The 24462-nt window shown below is 32.2% G+C and carries 18 protein-coding genes; 10 read left to right on the forward strand and 8 right to left on the reverse strand.

Features of this window, described 5'->3' with window-relative positions; genetic code table 11:
* Positions 1–162 precede the first annotated feature (162 nt).
* The 4 genes from B3C18_RS16890 to B3C18_RS16905 all read left to right on the forward strand — a co-directional run bounded on the left by B3C18_RS16890 (position 163) and on the right by B3C18_RS16905 (position 3381).
* Positions 163–561 (forward strand): T9SS type A sorting domain-containing protein, encoded by a 399-nt coding sequence (locus B3C18_RS16890; RefSeq protein WP_291149192.1) that lies wholly within the window; start codon positions 163–165, stop codon positions 559–561.
* Positions 562–1432: 871 nt separating this feature from the next.
* On the forward strand, positions 1433–1789 hold the full coding sequence (locus B3C18_RS16895) for a DUF3244 domain-containing protein (protein WP_291149195.1): 357 nt from the start codon (positions 1433–1435) through the stop codon (positions 1787–1789).
* Positions 1790–2220: 431 nt separating this feature from the next.
* Complete coding sequence (locus tag B3C18_RS16900; RefSeq protein ID WP_291149198.1) at positions 2221–2622, forward strand: secretion protein; 402 nt, start codon at positions 2221–2223, stop codon at positions 2620–2622.
* A gap of 372 nt (positions 2623–2994) precedes the next feature.
* Positions 2995–3381 (forward strand): secretion protein, encoded by a 387-nt coding sequence (locus tag B3C18_RS16905; RefSeq protein ID WP_291149200.1) that lies wholly within the window; start codon positions 2995–2997, stop codon positions 3379–3381.
* Between the two features lie 335 nt (positions 3382–3716).
* Here B3C18_RS16905 and B3C18_RS16910 read toward each other — a convergent pair whose 3' ends face one another.
* A complete protein-coding gene (locus B3C18_RS16910; protein WP_291149203.1) occupies positions 3717–4139 on the reverse strand; it encodes a helix-turn-helix domain-containing protein in 423 nt (140 codons plus the stop codon).
* A 202-nt stretch (positions 4140–4341) separates the two neighbouring features.
* On the opposite strand from B3C18_RS16910, the gene B3C18_RS16915 reads away from it, so the two are divergent.
* Positions 4342–4659 (forward strand): hypothetical protein, encoded by a 318-nt coding sequence (locus tag B3C18_RS16915; protein ID WP_291149206.1) that lies wholly within the window; start codon positions 4342–4344, stop codon positions 4657–4659.
* Positions 4660–5172: 513 nt separating this feature from the next.
* Here B3C18_RS16915 and B3C18_RS16920 read toward each other — a convergent pair.
* The 3 genes from B3C18_RS16920 to B3C18_RS16930 all read right to left on the reverse strand — a co-directional run bounded on the left by B3C18_RS16920 (position 5173) and on the right by B3C18_RS16930 (position 12064).
* The gene (locus B3C18_RS16920) at positions 5173–6483 is read right to left on the reverse strand and encodes a 5-methylcytosine restriction system specificity protein McrC (protein WP_291149209.1); all 1311 of its coding nucleotides are present in this window, start codon (positions 6481–6483) and stop codon (positions 5173–5175) included.
* Positions 6473–8470, reverse strand: a complete 1998-nt coding sequence (locus tag B3C18_RS16925) for an AAA family ATPase (protein WP_291149211.1) — start codon at positions 8468–8470, stop codon at positions 6473–6475. Before B3C18_RS16925 ends, B3C18_RS16920 begins: the two co-directional genes overlap by 11 nt.
* A 153-nt stretch (positions 8471–8623) precedes the next feature.
* A complete protein-coding gene (locus B3C18_RS16930; RefSeq protein ID WP_291149215.1) occupies positions 8624–12064 on the reverse strand; it encodes a methylmalonyl-CoA mutase family protein in 3441 nt (1146 codons plus the stop codon).
* Between the two features lie 294 nt (positions 12065–12358).
* Between B3C18_RS16930 and B3C18_RS16935 the strand changes: the two genes are divergently transcribed.
* The 5 genes from B3C18_RS16935 to purU all read left to right on the forward strand — a co-directional run bounded on the left by B3C18_RS16935 (position 12359) and on the right by purU (position 17010).
* Entirely contained in the window at positions 12359–13966 is a 1608-nt protein-coding gene (locus B3C18_RS16935) for a L,D-transpeptidase family protein (RefSeq protein WP_291149218.1), read from the forward strand.
* A gap of 185 nt (positions 13967–14151) precedes the next feature.
* Entirely contained in the window at positions 14152–14493 is a 342-nt protein-coding gene (locus B3C18_RS16940; protein ID WP_073483061.1) for a hypothetical protein, read from the forward strand.
* Positions 14494–14734: 241 nt separating this feature from the next.
* Positions 14735–15151, forward strand: coding sequence for a cytochrome c oxidase assembly factor Coa1 family protein (locus tag B3C18_RS16945; protein ID WP_291149220.1), 417 nt, complete (start codon positions 14735–14737; stop codon positions 15149–15151).
* A 183-nt stretch (positions 15152–15334) separates the two neighbouring features.
* Positions 15335–16054, forward strand: a complete 720-nt coding sequence (locus B3C18_RS16950) for a DUF4197 domain-containing protein (RefSeq protein WP_291149222.1) — start codon at positions 15335–15337, stop codon at positions 16052–16054.
* Between the two features lie 101 nt (positions 16055–16155).
* The gene (purU, locus tag B3C18_RS16955; RefSeq protein ID WP_291149224.1) at positions 16156–17010 is read left to right on the forward strand and encodes a formyltetrahydrofolate deformylase; all 855 of its coding nucleotides are present in this window, start codon (positions 16156–16158) and stop codon (positions 17008–17010) included.
* Positions 17011–17935: 925 nt separating this feature from the next.
* On the opposite strand, the gene B3C18_RS16960 is transcribed toward purU, so the two are convergent.
* The 4 genes from B3C18_RS16960 to B3C18_RS16975 all read right to left on the reverse strand — a co-directional run bounded on the left by B3C18_RS16960 (position 17936) and on the right by B3C18_RS16975 (position 24305).
* Positions 17936–19429 carry a catalase gene (locus B3C18_RS16960; RefSeq protein WP_291149226.1) on the reverse strand — a complete coding sequence of 498 codons (1494 nt, stop codon included), beginning with the start codon at positions 19427–19429 and terminating at the stop codon, positions 17936–17938.
* Positions 19430–20261: 832 nt separating this feature from the next.
* On the reverse strand, positions 20262–21062 hold the full coding sequence (locus B3C18_RS16965; protein ID WP_291149229.1) for an ABC transporter substrate-binding protein: 801 nt from the start codon (positions 21060–21062) through the stop codon (positions 20262–20264).
* A gap of 128 nt (positions 21063–21190) precedes the next feature.
* Positions 21191–22012 carry an orotidine-5'-phosphate decarboxylase gene (gene pyrF, locus B3C18_RS16970; protein WP_291149231.1) on the reverse strand — a complete coding sequence of 274 codons (822 nt, stop codon included), beginning with the start codon at positions 22010–22012 and terminating at the stop codon, positions 21191–21193.
* A 109-nt stretch (positions 22013–22121) separates the two neighbouring features.
* Positions 22122–24305, reverse strand: a complete 2184-nt coding sequence (locus tag B3C18_RS16975) for a DUF5723 family protein (RefSeq protein ID WP_291149234.1) — start codon at positions 24303–24305, stop codon at positions 22122–22124.
* Between the last annotated feature and the right edge of the window lie 157 nt (positions 24306–24462).

A 24462-nucleotide genomic window follows, 5' to 3' on the forward strand; every position in this document is an offset into this window, starting at 1 on the left:
AATTAACTAAAACACCTAAAATAATTCAAATTTTAACCTATAACGGTTTCGTAAATGAGAATATAGCACATAAATTGGAAAATAGAGTTGATATTATTTTCGCATAACTGAAGTAATTTTACATCAGAGAATTAGAGATAATAATTTTTAAAAACAAATACTATGAATAAGATAAAATTAAGTTTAGTGTGTGCGGTGCTTTTATCAGGAATCAGCACTTATGCAATTGATGGAAATGAGGACTTTAATCTTCATGTATTGAAAAACGGAAAAATGATCACTTTTGGTCTTAACCAAACTCAGAAAGCAAAATTAGCTATATACGATACAGATGGTACTTTATTGTATTCTGAAAATGCTTCTGGTAAAGACGGAATTTTAAGAACTTTCAGCTTACAAGAGTTTCCTGACGGAACTTACTTCTTAGAAGTTGAAGACAATGCAAAAAAAGTTAGATATGAAATTAATGTAAATAACGAAATCGCTACTTTATCTTCAAAAGCAATTTCATCTGTTTACAAAACAGTTTCAGACAAAAATACTAGCGTAGCAGTACGCTAAAAAACTTATACTTTCTCATAAGTATAAACTAAGGTTAGATAGTTAGTAAAGTTAAAAACGTAAGTTTTAAAAACAGCTCTTTGTGGTTATTGGGCTGTTTTTTTTTGCTCTTTACTTTTTGAAAAGGCGCTTAATTTGTTTTCACGCAGATTCTGCAGATTTAGCAGATTTTTTATTGTGATTATATTACGTTCCCAGCGGTTTCAACCGCTGGCTATGTTTTCAATTGTATCTATACAATAAACCTACAAATACCTTATATCCTAAAATCACACCGAATTTCAATATAGTCCGTGGTTTCAACCACGGGAACACAAAGTTGATTTTGTATTGTGATTACATTACGTTCCCAGTGGTTGAAACCGCTGGCTATGTTTTCAATTCTAACTATACATCTTCACATTTATTACATTTTAAAAGTCATATCAAATTTCAATATAGCCCGTGGTTATCAACCACGGGAATACAAAGTTGATTTTGTATTGTGATTACATTACGTTTCCCAGCGGTTGAAACCGCTGGCTATGTTTTCAATAGTATCTATACAATAAACCTATAAATATCTTATATCCTAAAATCACACCGAATTTCAATATAGCCCGTGGTTTTAACCACAGGAACACAAAGTTAATTTTGCATTGTATACCTATATATTAAGGCACATAAATCCTAAAATTATATTTTGCAAAAACTTTGAAAAATAATAGCTGAATTAACGAAAACGATAAAAATAATTCAAATTTTAACCTATAACGGTTTCGTAAATGAGAATACAGCATCGAAATTGGAAAATAGAGTTGATATAAAACATATATATCTGAAGTAATTTTACATCAGAGAATTAGAGATAATAACATCAAAAACAAATACCATGAAAAAGAATTTAAAATTGAGTTTAGTATGTGCTGTACTTTTATCAGGATTAAGTACTTATGCAATTGACGGAAACAACGCTTTTAATCTTCACGTATTAAGAGCTAACGGAAAACTAATCACTTTTGCTTTAAACCAAACTCAAAAAGCAAGTATTAGTATATATGACAAAAACAACAATTTAATTTATTCTGAAAACGCTTCTGGTAAAGACGGAATCTTGAGAACTTTTAGTTTAGAAGAATTTCCAACCGGAACTTACTTTTTAGAAATTGAAGATAACTTCAAAAAAGCAAGACACGAAATCACCGTTACAAGTGATGCAACAGTTTTGTCTACAAAATCAATTAATTAAGCAGATTTCTGCAAAAAATATAGTGTTGCCCCAAATACACTTAAAGATTTATACTCGCATACAGTATAAAAATGAGGTTAGATAGTTAGTAAAGTTAGAAAACGCAAGTTTTAGAAACAGCTCTTTGTGGTTATTGAGCTGTTTTTTTTTGCTCTTTACTTTTTGGTAAAACCTGGTTTACAAATTCACTTCTTTATGGTTTCGTTTATTACTAAAATGTAAGAAAAACGTAAATTCAAATATTTGCAAAAACATTAAAAAATAATAACTGAATTAACAAAAACGATATAAATAATTCAAATTTTAACCTATAACGGTTTCGTAAATGAGAATACAGCATCTAAATTGGAGAATAGGGTTGTTAAAAAAACTGGATTTCTGTAATACTTTTACATCAGAGAATTAAACTAATAAATTTAAAACTAACAGTTATGAAAAAGATTTTAAAATTGAGTTTAGTATGTGCAGTACTTTTTACAGGAAGTACATATGCAATTGATGGAAATGGAGACTTTAATCTTCATGTAATAAAAGCTAATGGAAAGCTTATCACATTTGCGATCAACAAATTGCAAAAAGCAACCCTGGCAATTTATGACAAAGACGGAAATCTAATTTATTCTGAAACTGCTTCAGGTAAAGATGGAATATTAAGAACTTTTAGCTTAGAAGAATTTCCTGAGGGGACTTACTTTTTAGAAGCTGAAGACAATGTAAAAAAAGTGAGACACGAAATTACAATTACAGACGATACAACTGTATTATCTGCAAAAGCAGTTTCATCTGTTTATAAAACAGTTTCAGAAAAAAATTCAAGCGTAGCAGTGCGCTAAAAAAGTTATACTTCTTGTAAGTATAAAACTAAGGTTAGATAGTTAGTAAAGTTAAAAAACGTAAGTTTTAGGAACAGCTCATTGTGGTTATTGAGCTGTTTTTTTATGTTAAATTTTTCGGTTTTTGAAAAAATTTAAAATTTTTGAAAAATTATTCTTAATAATTGTATGTGTCTGGTTTTTATTGCATTAAAAAATTTCATTTTTTTAAAAACCGCAAGCCCAGTATTTACGTACATAGCGTAGACAAAACACAGAAATAGTTTTAATTCAGCATTTTAAGTATCAAAAAATACTATTTTTTTGCGGAAAATTAAATTTGTATTTGTAGTTTTGACCGTTCCACATTTAGTAATAAAACTTTAAAAAAACATGACAAAATTTACCAAAACGGGTCTTGTTGTAGCCTTCTTTTTTGCAACATTATTTTCTTACGCGATTGATGGAAAAGGCGATTACATTTTACACATTCAAACTGGAAATGGAAAAGTAGTTAGCTTTACTTTAAACACAGTTGAAAAATCATCTTTTTCTATCTTCGATGAAAACCACAATTTACTTTATGCGGGAGATTCTGCAGCAAACAAATTAGAAATTTCGAAAACAATAAGTTTAGAAGGATTACCAGCCGGAACTTATGTGTTAGAAGTTAAAGCAAACGACAAAGTTGCTAAACACGAAATTAAAGTTGTTGCAAAAAAGGCAAAAACTGTTAAGTTAGACGAGTCAGTAAACGAAAGTCCTGGGTTTCGTCGTTAAACCACTTTTTTTGCCCCACAAAAAAAATGAAAGCAGCTCTATAAGATGGAGCTGCTTTTTTTTATGGATTATGATGGATTAAAATCCATCTCTACAATATGCATCGTTCCGTCGGAACTTCCTTAGAACTGTATAAGCCCCAATATTGTCATTTCGACCGAAGGGAGAAATCGCACTAGTAAATCCGCAAAGATTGGTGATTAGCATTGTCGAGTTTCGAGTGCGATTTCTCCTTCGTCGAAATGACAAACTGTATAGAATTGTATTCTTTAACTCTCCATCAAAAATAAAAACCTCTCATTTCTGAGAGGTTTTCTATATTTTAAAAATACTAATTACTTTCCTTTTAGCAATTTCTCTAAATATTCTATTTTTTCTTTTTCTGACTGAAGCAAACGTTCGTAAAGTTTTTTATTTTCCTCAAAAGATTCTACTAATTTATCTAATGGATTGAAAGTGCAATTATTGTTACATGCTCCATTTCCAAAACTACTATTTGAAACTGTTTCATTAAAAGTATTAAAGTAATTAATCATACCTTCTTCTGAAAAATTTTTAATTGCTTCAACCGTAACACCAAGAGCTTTTGCAACCTCAACAAGTCTTTCTTCTTCTATTGTTTCGCTGTTTTCAATAGCCGAAATTGTTTGCTGACTTATTCCCAAAGCCTGCGCCAAAGCTTCCTGTTTCATATCACGAAGTTCACGAATACGGCTTATTTTTCGCCCTATATGATTTGGTTTTGTTAGTGTGCTCATAATTCAAAGATAATAATTAAGTGTGAAAACTTCCTTTGGTAATTAACTTATTTAGTAAAGTACGATACCAGCAGAAATGGTTTGGTAAAATACAATGTATTTCTTCCTTCGCCGAATCAAACAAAAGTACAATTTTTCTTATAACAAATTATAAAAGCCAAATTGTAAAGTAATTATCTAACACAATTAATATACACGCCTTATGGAAACAAATGAAATTGAAATTGTAAAAAACCTAAAAAGATTAACTGCCCTGCATTTCCGAACTCTAAAACCTGCCAATGACGAATCTAAAAATTATATAGCTCAAATTGAGGTTTTAAATTATCTCGAATTGGGCTTCGTTATTACCGATATGCTAAAATTATGCATCCTCGCACTCGATCACGATATGCATAATGTTCCAGAAAAGAAAAACCAAGCTATAAATGTGAGTCTTATTTTAGAAACTGTTTTGCAGATGTTCCCTTTGAGTGAAATGGAGTTTTTGAGTTGTGTTGAAGAGGTTGTTGAGGAATGATCCTCTGATGATTTTTTTCTGCGTAAGCAAATGGATTTTGATTACGGAATTTCTTGTTATGATGGATTAAAATCCATCTCTACAATATGCTTCGTTCCTTCGGAACTTTTGATAAAACTTTATAAAAAATAACCTCAATATTGTCATTTCGACCGAAGGGAGAAATCGCACTAGTAATTCCGCAAAGATTGGCGACTTGCATTGTCGAGCTTCTAGTGCGATTTCTCCCTTCGGTCGAAATGACAAACTTCATGGGATTTTATTGTTTTGCTAGTGCGAGCAAATGGAATCAATTACGGAATTTCTTTGTCATGATGGATTAAAATCCATCTCTACAATATGTTTCGTTCCTTCGGAACTCTTTATACCACTTTATAAAAAATAATCACAATATTGTCATTTCGACGGAGGAGAAATCGCTCTCGAAACTCAATAATGCTAATTTTCTGCTGACGCGAGCGCCTCGCTCGTACATTTCTTTGCGTTCACGAGCGGGGGCTTTTTATGATTCGATTATACTATTGGTAACTCAATTCCAATCTTAAAAAATTTCACATAATTTTTTTCTGATTCAAATTTAAAATTATCATTTACAAAATCTTTTCTTCCAGAGTCCTGATTTGAGTATATAATTAAGCAATCAATAACTTCATTTTTTTCATGGTCCTTTTCTAACTCTTCATAAACTGACTTCATTCGCGCATATCCTGAAACTTGTCTAATGTCTTCTTTGCTAACATTATCATTATTATATCTCGGTTTATATTTTGCATCAACAACCATTTGATAATTTTTATCTTTTGAATTAATAATAAAATCTAATTCTTGATAATTTGTTGCAAAATGATATTTAACTTCTCCTCTCAATGGAAATATTTCTTTCAATTTTGCAAAAACATATAATTCAAACAATTTACTCATGTCAATCCAAAATGGAGGTGTTTTTATTGTGGTTGAATTGATGGTTGAAATAGTAAAGCCATATCTTTTTAATATAAGTTTTGCCAATTTTAAAGCTTGCTCGTATTCTTTGTATAATGGATTAGGTTTTATCGTTTTTAACTGATCAATTTCTACTTCATCTTTCACATTGTAGAATGCAGGCTGAATGTAATTAAATAGCTCTTGGAGTTTTTGTACCTCAACTCCATTTATATTTTTCATAGCTATTTGACAAAACTGTAATGCTTTCTTTAATATTTTATTTTCAACAGAATTAATACCAAACTCTTCATATTTACAATAATTATTTAAAATTTTATTTTTTACATGATTTTTTTTTATGGTTGTATTAATCAATATTTTCCCTTTTACTTTTGCATTAAGGTCACTAATTACAGGATAATAACTTTTTTTTAAACCTTTTTGAACTATCTTTTTCAATATCTGTAAGTATTGAATTACTAGCAATGGAGATAATAAATCTTTTGCCTGATCTATTTCAATTGCTGGCTTATCAAAACGAATTTCATATAGATGATCTAAATAATTAAAATTATCTAGCTTTTCTACCGCATCAAATAACATACGAATGTAATTGACTTGCGACTCATTATCATTTAATTTAGGTTTTATGTAAATAGGAAGTTTGTTCTCTACAATCCAATCTACTCCAACAAAATATGATGCTTCAAAAATATAATTTTCTTTAAATTCATTATAATTGATCTGATAACATGGACTTTTTCTACCCCATTTTTGAGTAAACTCTTTCTTAAATGTTTTTTTATTTAAAATAGGATAATATTCTGAAATATCTATCTCTAAACATTTAGGATTATTATACCCAAATTGTTCATGTATTTCAATAATACTATAGCTCATTGATAATTTTTTCTGCTGACTGTTTTAAAATTCCATCTTTAACATATTCATACAACAATGGTTTTATCTCATACTCCATTCTGATATCAAAATCATCTTCAGAAATAAAATAACTATGTCCTAACCAAACATCTTCAGGTTTAAATTCTTCAGATAAATAGTCTGATTTAATTAAAACCGTTTTTTTATCTTTTATATATTCATCATGATTTGATACAAATAATTTAGATACCTCCTTAAATTTGTCAATTTGAAAATTTTGATCTAATATTTCAGGCAATATATTTAAAAATGCAAATCTCCTTCTAATTGCATAATCGATATGACCAGCACTTCTGTCGGCAGTATTCATTGTGCCTATTATATATAAATTATCAGGTAACTTTAATATTCTATTAGATTCATTCTCATCTTCAGAAATATCATATAAACTTTCAACTTCATTTTCTCCATTATTATCAAAACCGTGTTTATATCTATATTCTAATGCATAAATTAACTCTCCTAATACTGATGATAAATTGGCTCTATTAATCTCATCAATAATTAAAACGTATTTACTTTTTGAATTATCCAGAGCTTCATTTGCAAATTCCATTAATATTCGATCTTCAACTTTATAAGCAACTTTATTTTCTGAGTTTGTCTTTGCCGAAATTCCTCGTACGAAATCTTCATAACTGAAAGATGGATGAAATTGAACAATTTTATATTTTCCTTTCGTAATTAATTTATTGGAGTCAATCTCCATATTACCTTTTAATTCAAATTGATCAAATAAAAATCTCATGAATTCAATATTTGTTATATCTGAATTATATTCATTTTTCTTTTGAAGATATATTTCTTGAAGTTTAATGTTTTTTTCAAAGGGATTAAGATTAGAATAATCTACATTGAAAATTTTTAATGCATTTTCAATACAAACAATACTATTTATGGGAAAAAATTCTGAAGGATAATAACTATGCAACACTTTTAGGAGAAAACTATATCCAAAATATTTAGATAAATCTGCATAATTCTTGTCTTTTACAGCTTCATTAAGTTTTTCAGCAATTTTCCCCATTGCTTCATCATTATCATCGATTGCCTTTACAAAGCCATGTTTGCTATAATCTTCAATTGATTTTTTCCAAAATAATAGGTAAGATCTTGCACTTCCGGGAAAATAATACCCTAAAGGTTTCAGCCCTCTTTCAATCCACCAACAAAAACTATCATTAGACCCTGTTCCTAATGCATAATTTTCCTTTGTAATATTTAATAGTGATTCTATTGGAAATCTTTGCTGAAACCTATCAAGTAGATCTTTATGATATTGCCTTTTCTCTAAAAAAACAGAATCAACTGTATTAATAGAATTAAAAAATAAATTAATTTTTTCTATTGGATTTATAATTTCTGACGATTTAGTCATTTCTTCAGCCATTAACTTTGCTAAACGAGTTTTACCAGTTCCCGGAGGTCCTTGAAGAATAATTTGTTTCTTATATTCTAATATATTTATTTTTTCCTGCATAATTTCAGCTTCAATATTACTTTTAAGTTCTTGTTTTAATTCTAAAAATAAGTTAGAGGACTTGTTTATTGCTTTAATTTTTTCGATTGCAAACTTACTTATAACAGTTTTTACAGTTCCCATTTGTCCACCACCAATAGTGCTCCATCCAATACCATATTTATGAATTCCGTCTTCCTTATTGTTTTCGTTCTTAAATACCCAATCATCTACATAAGCCCAATGGTTCCATCCAATATCTCTACCTACCTCAATTTTTTTTACTTTTCCATATGCTATCAAATAATTATTGTACTTTAAAATCAAGATATCGTTTACTTTAATGTCAAAAAAAGTACCTTTTTGCTGAGTTTTACTATATAAGACAAAACCTCTATTATCTATAATTCTTTTAAAATTTTCATTACAATAATCTTCGCCCGGTGCGCATACACTGCAAACAAAAAAGTCTCTATTAATTTCCATTTTTTATATAATACTAAGTTTCTATGCTAATATATAGAAAGATTTTCCTCTAAAATTGAGGAAAACCGTAAAGTCATAAAATTTGTAATCATAAAAACAAAAAAACCTCTCATTACTGAGAGGTTTTTCCATATCATTAAAAAAATAAATTATCTACATATTCCTTCTATACTGCCCACCAACTTCAAACAACGCCGAAGTAATCTGACCCAAAGAACAAACCTTTGTAGCTTCCATTAAATGGTCGAATAAGTTTTCGTTTTTAATAGCCGCTTGCTGCAAATTATTTAAATGCTCATTAACTTTTGCTTCGTGAAATTGATGCAAGTTATCTAACATCGTAATTTGATATTGTTTTTCTTCTTCGGTAGCACGAATAACTTCTGCTGGAATTACCGTTGGTGAACCTTTTGAACTCAGGAAAGTATTTACACCCACAATTGGGAAATCGCCGTTGTGTTTCAAAGTTTCGTAATACAAACTTTCTTCCTGAATTTTAGATCTTTGGTACATCGTTTCCATTGCGCCAAGAACTCCTCCTCTTTCTGTAATTCTGTCGAATTCTTGTAAAACTGCAGCCTCCACTAAATCGGTTAATTCTTCGATAATGAACGAACCCTGAATTGGGTTTTCGTTTTTCGCTAAACCTAATTCTTTATTAATAATCAACTGAATCGCCATTGCACGACGCACAGATTCTTCTGTTGGCGTTGTAATCGCTTCGTCGTAAGCGTTGGTATGCAATGAATTACAGTTATCATAAATAGCATATAAAGCCTGTAAAGTCGTTCTAATATCATTAAAATCAATTTCCTGCGCGTGTAACGAACGTCCCGAAGTTTGAATATGATATTTCAGCATTTGTGCTCTTTCATTAGCTCCGTATTTGTTTTTCATGGCTTTTGCCCAAATTTTACGTGCCACACGACCAATTACAGAATATTCTGGATCTACTCCGTTTGAGAAAAAGAACGATAAATTTGGTCCAAAATCGTTGATGTTCATTCCGCGGCTTAAGTAATATTCCACGTAAGTGAAACCATTTGAAAGCGTAAATGCCAATTGCGTAATTGGGTTTGCTCCCGCCTCGGCAATATGATATCCAGAAATCGAAACCGAATAGAAATTTCGAACGTTTTTAGTAATAAAATATTCCTGAACGTCGCCCATTAATCGCAAAGCAAATTCGGTTGAGAAAATACAAGTATTCTGCGCCTGATCTTCTTTTAAAATATCGGCCTGAACCGTTCCACGAACTTGTGATAACGTTTTTACTTTTATTTCATTATAAATATCCAAAGGTAAAACCTGATCTCCGGTAACACCTAAAAGCATTAGTCCTAAACCATTGTTTCCTTCTGGTAAATCGCCTTGGTATTTTGGTCTTTCGATACCTTTTCCTGCATATATTTTGTTGATTTTAGCTTCAACTTCTTTTTCTAAATCATTGGCTTTAATGTACAATTCGCATTGCTGATCAATCGCCGCATTCATAAAAAAGCCTAAAAGCATTGGCGCAGGCCCATTTATCGTCATACTTACCGAAGTTAAAGCATGAACCAAATCAAAACCTGAATACAGTTTTTTAGCATCATCTAAACAACAGATTGAAACTCCCGCATTTCCAATTTTTCCGTAAATATCCGGACGTAAATCTGGATCGTTTCCGTATAAAGTAACGCTGTCAAAAGCAGTCGAAAGTCGTTTTGCCGGCAATCCCGCACTTACATAATGAAAACGTTTATTGGTTCTTTCTGGTCCGCCCTCGCCCGCAAACATTCTCGACGGATCTTCGCCTTCACGTTTAAACGGATATAATCCCGAAGCAAAAGGAAATTCTCCAGGAACATTTTCCTGTAAATTCCAACGCAGGATATCGCCCCACGCTTCATATTTAGGTAAAGCAATTTTTGGAATTTGTAAATGCGATAAACTTTCAGAATGCGTTGCAATCTTGATTTCTTTATCACGAACTTTAAACGAGTAAACCGGATTTTTATATTTTGCTACTTTTTCATCCCAATTCAGGATAATTTCCCAATTGTACGGATCTAAATCCATTTTTACTTTATCAAACTGATTTAGTAAAAGATTTAAAAAGATTCTGTTTTCGTCATGTGGCTGCGCTGCGCTTGGTAAAACAGTCGAATCATCGATTCCTGCTTTATTGATTTGAGGCATTTTTCCAGAAACCGATTCTATGGTTTTGAAAATTCCATATAATTTCTGCGCTACTTTTTGCTGCGAAAGCGCGATTTCATCATAAGATCTGTTATTCTCTGCAATTTCAGATAAATAACGCGTTCTGTGAGGCGGAATCACAAAGATTTTCTCGCTCATTTCTTTCGTAATCTCAAAAGTCGATTTCAATTCAGAATTCGTTTTTTCGACCACTTTATCCATAATCGCTTTATAAAGCGTATTCATTCCCGGATCGTTAAACTGCGAAGCAATTGTTCCGAAAACCGGCATTTCATCAGGATTTTTATCCCATAAATTATGGTTGCGCTGATATTGTTTTTTTACATCGCGTAAAGCATCAAGTGCACCTCTTTTATCAAACTTGTTTAAAGCTACTAAATCGGCAAAATCAAGCATATCGATTTTTTCCAACTGTGTTGCCGCTCCAAACTCCGGTGTCATTACATATAAGGATACATCAGAATGATCCATAATCTCAGTATCAGACTGACCAATTCCCGAAGTTTCCAGAATGATCAAATCGTATTTTGCGGCTTTCAAAACCTGAATCGCTTCAGCAACATATTTAGATAAGGCCAAATTCGACTGACGTGTCGCCAGCGAACGCATATATACACGAGGATTATTAATGGCATTCATACGGATTCTGTCTCCTAAAAGTGCTCCTCCGGTTTTTCTCTTAGAAGGATCGACAGAAATTAACCCGATTGTTTTTTCAGGAAAATCAATTAAAAAACGACGAACTAATTCATCAACCAAAGAAGATTTTCCGGCACCACCCGTTCCTGTAATTCCTAAAACCGGAATTATAGAATTGGTATTGCTTTCGTGAATTTTATCAAAAACTGGTTTTGCAATTTCAGGGAAATTCTCGGCTGCAGAAATCAAACGTGCAATTGCTGTAGGAACTTTATTTTCGATATGATCGATTTCTCCGTTTAGTTTATCTCCAATAGGAAAATCAGCCTGCTGCACTAAATCATTAATCATTCCCTGAAGTCCTAACGAACGACCGTCATCTGGAGCATAAATTCGGGTAATTCCATATTCATGTAATTCTGAAATTTCACTTGGCAGAATTACGCCGCCGCCGCCGCCAAAAATTTTAATGTGCCCTGCTCCTTTTTCATGAAGCAAGTCATACATATATTTAAAGTATTCGTTGTGTCCGCCTTGGTAAGATGTCATCGCAATGGCATTAGCATCTTCCTGAATCGCGGTATTAACCACTTCCTCCACACTTCTATCATGTCCAAGGTGAATTACCTCAACTCCTGTTGACTGAATTATACGACGCATGATGTTAATCGCTGCATCATGGCCGTCAAAAAGCGAAGCAGCGGTTACAATTCTTACTTTATTTTTAGGAATATATGGTATTTGTTGTTCCATTTTATGAATATGATAATTTTATGGACGCAATTTACAAAATATTTTAATATTTGATGATGATCAAACCTTTATGTTTTTAAAAAATATATCGATTTCGTTAATAACTAGGGTAACAAATATGCTAACCTGCTGATTTATACTATATAAACCTACAACATGGCAATCTTGCAAAATCTAAATGTAATAAAGCAACTCATTATCAATAACCTAAAGTAATTTAGCAGTGTAGAAAAGGCCCCAAATTTTTACCCAGAACTTTCGAATCTAAGTAGTAACGTAAAAATTGAAATGAAAATGAAAACGACATATCCACTAAGCATAATTTTAGCTCTAAGTTTCACTATATTATCTTTTGGAAAGCATAATAATAGTAACACCAGAGAAAACATAAGTTTGAATAAATCTTATCTAAATAACAATTCAGATACAAAAGTTGACAGTGAAGTATTAACTGATTTCTTTAAAAGATATTCTGATTTAAAAAAATATCAAAACGAGGTTAGCTCATTGTACAAAACGAGATCTTATGAATCAATTTGGTATGAAGGTGACAAAATCAATGAATTTGGTAAAACCTTGTATGACAAATTAAATGATACTTATGAGGAAGGTTTAATTTTTGAACTTCCTTATAAATATGAAATTGATCAAATTTTCAAAAAAGGATCAAACGATAAACCATCAAAAGCAGATTCTGATATGCTTTTAAGCGCTGCATACATTATATATATGAACCGTGTGTATGTGGGTTTAGATGCCGAAACTGCTAAGAAAACAGGATGGCTTCTTCCAAAAAAAGAAATATCTTATGATACTTTGTTAGATTCTCTAATGACTCAACCTACTTTATTAGAGAAAAACGACGAACTTCTTTTTAACCAATACTATAAATTGCAGGATGCTCTTAAAAAATACAGAGAAATAGAGAAAGCTGGTGTTTGGAAACCTATTGTTGCCGAATCTCCTTATAAAGATTTACGACCTGACGCCAATACACCTACAATTGGACAAGTTAGAACGAGATTATTTATTTTGGGTGATTTAGATCATGATTCAAAAAGTAATTTTTATGATCGTGAATTAATGGATGGTGTGATGAAATATAAACTTAGAAATGGGTTTAAACCAAATTACATTCTGTCTGAAGATCATATTAAAGAAATGAACATTCCGTTGAAAGACAAGATTAATACCTTGATGGTCAATATGGAAAGATGCCGTTGGATTTCTCCAAAAATTCTAAAAGACAAAGAATACATTATTGTAAATATTCCTTCTTTTGAATTGGTATATGTAAAAAACGGAAAACCGGAACTTACCTCTAAAGTTTTTGTTGGATCTGCGGTAACTAAAACAACCATATTTAACGGAAATATTGATAAAATTGTTTTCAGCCCGTACTGGACAGTTCCTCAAAGTATTGTTGATAACGAATTGAAAATGAAAATGGCTGCTGATCCTAATTATTTAGCAGAAAAAAATATGGAAATGGTTAATGGTCAAGTAAGACAAAAACCAGGTCCTAACAACTCTCTTGGATTAGTGAAATTTATTTTCCCAAATCCAGAAGATATTTACATGCACGATACTCCTGCAAAATCATTATTTGATTTTGAGAGAAGAACTTTCAGCCACGGTTGTATTAACGTAAACAAAGCAAAAGAGTTAGCTATTGCCATGCTTAAAGATTATCCGGAATGGACAACTGAAAAAATAAATACTGCAATGGAAGGAAAAAGTGAAACAACTTTTAAACTGCCAAATAAAGTGCCTATTTACATTACTTATTTTACTTCATGGGTTCATGATTCTGGAGAAATAAGCTTTTATCAGGATGTTTATGAAAAAGATTCAGAATTAAATAATTTCTTATTTCCAGTTGATGGCGTAGCTTCAAACTAAATATAATACTAAATTTTAAATGAAATAAAATCGGGAATTCAGTTAAATGGATTCTCGATTTTTCATTTTTTAAAAACAACCTAACTTATTAGTTTTAAAACTTTTAAGTCTAAAAATATTTTCATTTCTGTCGCAACTTTGCAGTGTAATACTACCACTAATATTAATTGCAAAATCAATTTATCATGAAAACAGAGAATATCGATGGATTAACACTTTTTGAAATAAATTTATTAATTCAACAAGGAGCAAGATTTGTAATGTTTCCTAATATGATGACCAAATTTAAAAGCTATACTATTTATTTTGTTCGTCCCGAAGAAAAAACTTTTAAATATGCCATAAAACACTTTTTAAAAAATATAGCAAATTGCTGGCATACAATACCCTTTAGACCACTTTATCTTTCTAAATCTTTATTTTATTTAGCTATTGGCGGTCAAAATTACACTCACGCAGTACTGGCAGATTTAAAAACCATAAATCCTGTCTACAACCCAAACCTATACTGCTTACAATACGTTTAAACTGCCTTTTTTGTCCCTAAAAATCTTAGTTATAAATATGTTTCGGTAAACCAAAAGCTATCCAGACAATCAGGCAATCCCTACTCTGCCTGAAAAAAATGCTTTTTAGTAATTTGTTTATCAAAGCAAAAAATTAAATCATCTTATAAATTTTATAAGGTGATTTTTTTTGTTTTCGTTTCATTTGAAAATTAATATCTTTCAGAAAATTAACCTAACCAACAAACTAACCTTTATTACTATGAATGATGATTTTCAACCTCAAAAAAATTGGTGGGACAGAAACTGGAAATGGTTTGTGCCAACTGGATGTTTAAGTCTTATAATACTTTTTGCTTTATTTATTGGCGGAATATTTTTTGGAGTAACAGCAATGATGAAAGATTCTGATGCTTTTAAAGAATCGATGTCAGCTGTTCAGCATAATAAAATTGTAATCGAAAAATTAGGAAATCCAATTGAAACCGACGGTATGATATCCGGAAGCATCAGTACAAACAACAATACCGGAAATTGCGATTTACAAATTCCGATAAAAGGCCCAAAAGGAAAAGCTACTTTATTTGTTGTTGCAACAAAAAGAGGTGAATGGAAATACGATCAAATGTCTGTTTATATTGAGAAAACTAAAGAAGAAATTGACTTATTTAAGAAATAGTTTTTTTAAAGTTTCTAAGATTCTAAGGAGCTGAGATGCTGAGTTTTTTCTACTATTTGATTTTGCATTAAATTAAAACATTGTGATTGTTAATAATAAAACAAAATGTTACGTGTCGTTAAATAAATTGTGGCTTTATTTTTGAATATGTAGTATTTTTGAACCTTAATAAAACCCCAATAAATGAAAAAGATTTTTTTATTAGCCATTACATTTTCTCTAACGTCATGTGCGCAGGTACAGCAGACTTTAAACCAATTACCGCAAATATCTTCACAGATTCCGGGAGTTGGCGGCGTTGATATCGCTTCTGGATTAAAAGAAGCTCTTAACAAAGGAATTACGCAACAAGTAAGTAAATTAACCGCAGTAGATGGTTTTTATAAAAATGAAGCCGTAAAAATTTTAATGCCGGAAGAATTACAAAAAGTAGATGCTACATTGCGTAAAATTGGTCTTAGCTCGCTGGCTGATGAAGGAATCAAAGTTTTAAACCGCGCAGCCGAAGATGCTGTAAAAGAAGCAACACCTATATTTGTTTCGGCAGTTAAAAATATGTCTTTTACAGATGCTAAAAATATCTTGTTAGGAAACGACAGTGCAGCAACAAGTTATTTACAAGGAACTACAACAACAGCTTTATACGGAAAATTTAATCCAGTAATTAAAAGCTCTTTTGAAAAAGTAGGTGCCGATGTTGTCTGGACAAAAATCATTAACAAATACAACACTATTCCGTTAGTGAAAAAAGTAAATCCTGATTTAACTGATTATACAACAAATCAGGCACTAGCAGGAGTTTTTAAAATGATTGCCGTAGAAGAAAAAGATATCCGTAATAATATCAGTGCAAGAACAACACCTTTATTAAAAAGTGTTTTTGCAATGCAGGACGGAAAGTAATTTTGTTGAACTGTTTAATCGTTTAATTGTTTAACTGAATTTACGATTTAGAATTTAAACGATTAAACAAATCAACGATTAACCGATTAACCAATAACCAAATGCAAAAAATAACCATTCTGATTCATTGCAAAGACCAAAAAAATATCATTGCATCAGTAACTACTTTTATTGCGAAAGTGGAAGGAAATATTACCTACATCGACCAACATGTTGATGTGGAGCAAAATGTATTTTTTATGCGATTGGAATGTGAATTTACCAATCCGAAAATTACCATTGAATCCTTAAAAGACGAATTTAATAAAACGCTTGCGGTCGATTTTAATATGTCGTGGGATTTGTATAATCAGGAGCAGAAACCCAAAATGGCATTGTTTGTATCTAAATATGATCACTGTTTATTTGACATTTTAGGAAGATATAGTGCTGGTGAATTGAATATTGAAATTCCGGTTATTATAAGCAATCATAATGATTTACGATCTATTGCTGAACGTTTTGATATTCCGTTTCACTGTGTTCCTTTTACAAAAGATAATAAAGAAGAAGGCGAAGCGAAGCAAATTGAACTTTTAAAAAGGTATGAGATTAATTTTATTGTTTTGGCGCGCTATATGCAGATTATTACTCCGAAATTAATTTCACTTTACGAAAATAGAATCATCAATATTCACCATTCGTTTTTACCTGCTTTTCCGGGTGCAAAACCTTATCATTCGGCATTTAAACGCGGGGTGAAAATTATTGGCGCAACAAGTCATTATGTTACCGAAGAATTAGACGAAGGGCCAATTATCGAACAGGATATTGCCAGAGTTTCTCACATACATTCAGTTGAAGATTTTATTATGAAAGGGCGTGATTTAGAGCGTATTGTTTTGGCTAGAGCTATAAAATTACATTCTGAACGTAAAACAATGGTTTACAGTAATAAGACGGTTGTTTTTTCGTAGTGCTTTTTTAACGCAAAGTTCGCTAAGGTTTTTTCGCAAAGGACGCAAAAGATTTGTGCTGAAGTTTTACAAATATATTTGGAGAACGCAAAGGTTTTTGTCTATAGTGTGCCCGCGGATTTAACTGATTAAACAGGTTTCCGCTGGTTTATTTTATTAATCTTTGAACCTAAATAAGAACCCGAGGGGATTTAAAATTCCATCGGGTTCTTTTGTATATATAAAACTGGACTGAAGTCCAGCCCTACAATATGGATCGAGCCGAAGGCTCTTTTTATAGTTCTGAGGGAACAAATTATATTGTAGAACTGGACTTCAGTCCAGTTTACAAAGGTTTTTGTCTATAGTTTTGCCCGCGGATTTAACTGAATAAACAGGTTTCCGCTGGTTTATTTTATTGATCTTTGAATCTAAATAAGAACCCGATGAGATTTTAAAATCCCATCGGGTTCTTTTGTACATACAAAACTGGACTGAAGTCCAGCCCTACAATATGCATCGAGCCGAAGGCTCTTTTTATAGTTCCGAAGGAACAAATTATATTGTAGAGCTGGACTTCAGTCCAGTTTACAAAGGTTTTGTGTATAGATTTTTGCCCACGGATTTAATAGCTAAAATGGGGTTTCGCGGATTTATTTTATTAATCTTTGAACCTAAATAAGAACCCGAGGGGATTTAAAATTCCATCGGGTTCTTTTGTATATATAAAACTGGACTAAAGTCCAGCCCTACAATATGGATCGAGCCAAAGGCTCTTTTATAGTTCCGAAGGAACAAATTATATTGTAGAGCTGGACTTCAGTCCAGTTTAAATAATATTCATATTAAATAACAAACCCGACAGGTTTTAAAACCTGTCGGGTTTATTGTTTTGCATCCGAGAGAAACCTTAGAATCTTAGAAACTTAGCCACTCAGAACCTTTTTTAACGAACCACAATCGACAATCTTGGATCATCAAAAGTATTTACTTCATCCATTGTTAGACCTAGTGCATTTGCAACACCTTCTCCGTAAGCTGGATCGGCTTTATAGCAGTTTCTGATGTGACGAATCTGGATAAACTTTTGGGCTCCTCCAACTTGTCCTGCTGTATTTTTAAACAACAATTGTTTTTTCTCTGGGGTTAACAAATTGAATAACAATCCTGGCTGCGTGAAATAATCGTTATCATCATCTCTAAAATTATGAGCCCAGGCATCACCATGAAGTTTCAATGGTGGTTCTTTAAATTCTGGCTGTTCTTGCATTTCACCAAAACTATTTGGCTCATAATGTTTTTTAGATCCGTTATTTCCGTCTATACGCATTGCTCCGTCTCTATGGAAAGTATTGTATGGGCATCTTGCTGAATTTACCGGAATTTGGAAGTTGTTTACTCCTAAACGGTATCTGTGTGCATCTCCGTAAGAGAACAAACGCGCTTGCAGCATTTTATCTGGTGAGAAGCTAATTCCCGGAACAACATGCGCCGGATTAAATGCAGCCTGCTCTACTTCTGCAAAATAATTTTCAGGGTTTTTGTTTAATTCGAATTCTCCAACAGGAATCAATGGGAAATCTTTTTTCAACCAAACTTTTGTCAAATCAAACGGGTGAAAACGGTAATTTTCAGCTTGTTCTTCGGTCATGATTTGAACGAATAATTTCCATTTTGGGAAGTTTCCTTCTTCAATAGCATCAAATAAATCTCTTTGGTGGCTTTCTCGGTCCCCTCCTACTAATTTAGCTGCTTCTTCATCAGAAAGGTTATCAATTCCTTGCTGCGTTACAAAATGAAATTTCACATAATGTCTCTCATTTTGTTTATTAATAAAACTAAATGTATGACTGCCAAATCCGTGCATTTGTCTGTATGATCTCGGAATTCCTCTATCACTCATTACAATTGTCACTTGGTGTAAAGCTTCCGGTAATAATGTCCAAAAATCCCAATTGTTATCAGCACTTCTTAGGTTGGTTTTTGGGTCACGTTTTACGGCGTGGTTTAAGTCAGGAAATTTCATTGGATCTCTAAAAAAGAATACCGGAGTATTGTTTCCAACTAAATCCCAGTTTCCTTCATTCGTATAAAATTTCAAAGCAAAGCCTCGAATATCTCTTTCGGCATCAGCAGCACCTCTTTCTCCTGCAACAGTAGAAAAACGAGCAAACATTTCTGTTTTTTTACCAATTTCCGAAAACAAATCGGCTCTTGTGTATTTTGTAATATCGTGAGTTACCGTAAAAGTTCCGTAAGCGCCAGATCCTTTCGCATGCATACGACGTTCCGGGATTACCTCTCGATCAAAATGTGCCATTTTTTCTAAGAACCAAAAATCTTGTAATAAAACGGGGCCTCGCGGACCTGCTGTTTGAATATTTTGGTTGTCTGGAACTGGAGTTCCTGTAGCAGTTGTTAATTTTTTGTTTGAATCCATATCGCTGATTTTTAATGTTTTATCAAATATACAAACTAATTCCTACGATATTCATAAACAAAATTGATTGTTATTATATTTTAATAATCAAAAATTATATAACGTTGCAGAAAGCTCAAAAACGCGTTTTGACAAATCTTAACTTATGGTCAACAAAGTAATAACAAAACCTTAACAGCTTAAGATTGATATATGTCGGACATTTGTAATGTAATAAACTGGTTATTTATTATTTTGGTTTTGGTTAGTTAAATGATGCCGGCGTCTTCGAGATGCCGGCATTCTTTTTTTGTGCTAACTTGATTTACTTTGAGTATAATTTAACCGCAAAGAGCACTAAGATTTACGCTAAGTTCGCTAAGTTTTTTTGCCACGAATTACGCTAATTTCACTAATTCAATTCGTCTTAATTCGTGTAATTCGTGGCAAAAAAAAATATATTAAAAATTCAAGCTTAGACATTAACTTATTTCCAACAAAGTAATAACAAGAACTTAACAGCATAAGATTGATATATGTCGGATCTTTGTAATGTAATAAACTGGTTATTTATTATTTTGGTTTTGGTTAGTTAAATAATGCCGGCGTCTTCGTGATGTCGGCATTCTTTTTTTGTGCCAATTTGGTTTATTTTGTTTCAGGTTTCATGTTGCTTTACTTTGAACATATTTAACCGCAAAGAACGCAAGGTTTTTTATCTACCAGACTTATATAAAACGCAAAGTTCGCAAAGCTTTGTGTAAAAAACTTTGCGAACTTTGCGTAAATCTTAGCGTTCTTTGCGGTTAAGCTTTCAACAAACTTGAAACCTGAAACTTGAAACAAAAGAAAACTAATTCTTCAATCTTTCGTGTAGTAGTTTAAAATAAGAGAAAGCCTTTAATAATCGGCTGCCGTGCCAGGAGAACATTTCGCCGTCGACGAAGATGGTTTTGGCGTGATGTGTAAACCTTCCAATCTCGAAAGCATCTTCTTCTTTAAAAGGATAAGGTTCTGAGGAAAGAAAAACGATATCCGGATCGCCTTCTAAACGGACTTTTTTAAGTTCGATTTCAGGATAACGTCCTTTATCTTCGTAGATGTTTTTAAAATGATTCAGCTTTAGTAACTCATTTATATAAGTATCTTTTCCTGCCACCATATAAGGATTCTTCCAAATAAAATAAGCCGTTTTTTTTACTTCAATATCCTTAATATATTTTTTGAAATCGCTCAAGGCGAAAGTCAATTTATCATTCCACTTTTGAGATTCGGTTCTGCAGTTGAATAATTGTCCAAAATCTGAAATCATCTGGAAATTATCTTCTATAGAAACAATGTTCGTAACCCAAACCGGACAGATTTCCTGCAATTGGTTTACAATTTCTTCTGTGTTTTCTTCTTTATTACAAATAATAATATCGGGCTGTAATAGCTTTATTTTTTCGAAATGGATTTTCTTGGTTCCGCCAACAATCTTTTTGGTAGATTTTAAATGATACGGATGCACGCAGAACTTTGTTATCCCGATGATCTTTTCTTCTAAACCTAAATCATATAATAATTCGGTTTGAGAAGGAACCAAAGAAATAATTCTTTTTGGAGCTGTCTCAAAAGAATGAATGGTTCCTATTTGATCAGTTAACTGTTTCATTTATTTAGATTGTCTTTTTTAACCGCAAAGTTCGCAAAGATTTACGCTAAGAACGCAAAGTTTATTTCTTTGCTAACCTTGCGTTAAAACCTTAGCGAACTTTGCGGTTAATTTATTTATAAAGTTATTTAAAACCTAGCATCAATAATCTCTGCCATTTCCTTTTGAACTGATAAAGCTTCTTCCCTAGCCTTTTCAACAAAGTCAGTTCCTTTTGAAGCGTAGATAATGGCTCTTGCTGAGTTTACTAATAATCCAATTTTATCATTCATTCCGTATTTGCATACTTCAGATAAACTTCCGCCTTGAGCGCCAATTCCGGGAACTAATAAAAAGCTGTCTGGAACAATTTTTCTAATATCGGCAAAATATTCCGCTTTTGTAGCGCCAACCACATACATTAAGTTATGACTGTTTTTCCATGTTTTAGAGGTTTCTAAAACTTGTTTGTATAATTCTGTTCCGTTTGTGTTTAAAGTCTGAAAATCGAAAGCACCTTCATTTGAAGTTAAAGCTAACATGATTGTATGTTTATTTTCGAAAGCCAGAAAAGGCTCAACAGAATCTTTTCCCATATAAGGTGCAACGGTTACACTGTCAAAATTTAAATCTTCAAAAAAAGCTTTGGCATACATGCTCGACGTATTTCCAATATCGCCGCGTTTAGCATCGGCAATCGTAAAAATATCCGGATAATTTTCGTTGATGTAATTGATTGTTTTTTGCAGAGACATCCATCCTTTTATTCCATATGCTTCAAAGAAAGCGGTATTTGGTTTGTAGCCAACGGTTAAATCGTGAGTTGCATCGATTATCGCTTTATTAAATTCAAAAATTGGATCTTCTGTTTCTAATAAATGCGGTGGAATTTTAGCCAGATCAGGATCTAAGCCTACGCATAAAAATGATTTTTTTTGAAGAATTTGTTCGTGTAGTTGTTGTGTAGTCATATTGTTTTTTTAGTTCTTTTTCAAAGATTTTATTCTTTTTAGAAAGTATGCAAAAATAAAAAAAGCCACTCAATTAAGAATGGCTTTTTGGTTTTATATTCAATAGCAATTATAAATTACCTAAGTAAACAATTTCTGTTCTTCTGTTTTCGGCTCTTCCTAATGCGGTTTTATTTGTTTTTACAGGTTTTGAAGCTCCATAACCTTTAGAAGTTAAATTAGCAGGATTTACTCCTTTTTCAATTAAAAGATCCATTACGGCTTTTGCTCTTGCTTCAGATAATTTCTGGTTTGCTTTTGCATTCCCTACATTATCAGTGTGTCCGTTAATCGCAAATTTAGCGTTTGGATAGTTTTTCAAAATCTCTTTAATCGCGTCTAATCTTCCTGAAGTTTCTCCCATTTTAGCATTGTCTAAAGTTGCTTTTCCTGTATTGAAGAAAATAGATTTCGCTTCCACTTTTAATTGCGCTAATGTTTCTTTGGTTACTTTAGGACAACCTTTATTATCTGCTGGTCCAGCTACAAGCGGACAATCGTCTTCTTTGTCTAAAACGCCGTCTTTATCAGCATCAAGATCCGGACAGCCTTTGTTTGCTGCTAATCCGGCAACATTTGGGCACGCATCATCTTTATCTAAAACGCCGTCTCCATCTGTATCTGGCCAATGGCATCCTTTATTTTCTACCGGACCTGCAACTGCTGGACAAGCATCTACATTATCTAATAAAGTATCTCCGTCAGAATCTTTCCATGGACATCCTTTATTTTCTTTTGGACCTTTTATATCCGGACAAGCATCATCTTTATCAAAAACTTTGTCACCATCTGTATCTGGCCATGGGCATCCATTATTTTCTTTAGGGCCGGCTACTTTTTTACAAGCGTCTTCTTTATCAATAATTCCGTCTCCGTCTGTATCTTTAAATTGTTTTTCGTAAACCGGAATTTTCATCCCAATATGAAAATCTGCTCCTTTTGATTCTTTTGAAACTAAATTGCTCAAAATAGAACCAGAACCTATAAAGAAAACTCCTGTACGTATACCTGTACCAACTTGCATACCGCTGTATTCCATATACGTTACGGGAACATAAAAACTAAACCATCTGCTTTCATAGCGAGGCGTTAAGGTTACTCTATCTGCAATTCCGTATGAATTTAATTTATCAGCAGAAACCATACTAATGTCTCCGTTAAGATTCAAATAGAATTTATTGTACATATTCCAATCCACATCAGCATGAATCGCTGTTGGTAAATTTGTTTTAACTCCTTTTGAAGTAGAAACTTTAGTATAATGATCGTTTAAGAAATCGTATAAATTGTCTGCATCATCAATCATTTGCTGTGTTACAATACCATTTACATTATACTTATCCAGTTTAGAATTTTTGTAGTTGATAGATCCAATATCTGTAACCGATAATCCGAAACGTAATTTGTATTTATTTAAATCTCTGAAATTATTATCTGCAGGTCTTGCATTTCTTAAATCGTATTGATCGTAATCTGGTCTCCATTCGTAAACCAATCCAAAATCAAAACCAAATCCGCGTGAAGCAGAGTCGAAATCATAATCTTCATTATTTTCCCAATCCTGACTTCCTCCTACTGTAATTTCTCCACTTGATTGTAATACTCCCAATTTCGGATTTGCTGTGTTCTCAACATACCTTACACTTACATCTTTTCCCTGAACATAAGCATTTGCTCCGCCTTGTAAATATTTAGCAGTTAAACCTCCTTTTAAAAAGTGCTGATTGTTTTGGTATAAAACCGCCGCATATGAGATTCCTAATTCTCCCCAAGCATGTGAAGATCCGTTTGGACTTCCTAAATTGAAATTAAAATCGCTCGCTTCATCTAAACCATCTTTTACCTGATCTACCAAGTATCCGTTGATTTTCTTAGCATTCGTAATTGATCTTGCTCTTGTAAACACTGCAATTGTATGTTTTGGGGCAATATTGAACATGAATGACGGTCCCATAATATCAACATTTACTAATGCATTATTGGCATTTTTTGGAAACATTTTAGACTCACTGTCAAAATCGTAACCTTTTTTATAAGTATCGAAAATTTTAACGCCGTACAAATCATTTTGTAAAGATCCGCTAACAGAAAATATATTAATATCTGTTTTAAAACGGGAATCGGCTATAGAAGCCGGGTTAAAAAGAACGCTTTGTACACCCGCGTAATTATCTTGAAAATAACCTAAATAAGATTGTGCATTGGCTGATACGGAAGTAATAAAAATAAATAAAATGAATAACTGTTTTTTCATTAATCAGGGGTTTTAGTTTTAGTTGGCGGCAAAACTACAATTTTGGAATCATTAATATGTTATGAAAACATTGAATTCATGTAACATCTTTTACTAATTATGTAAGATGCGCCAAGCTCTTCCTTTTTATTTTTGAACTGAACCCAAAAAAACAACA

It is taken from the genome of Flavobacterium sp. UBA7680, assembly GCF_002482975.1.
GTDB lineage: Bacteria > Bacteroidota > Bacteroidia > Flavobacteriales > Flavobacteriaceae > Flavobacterium.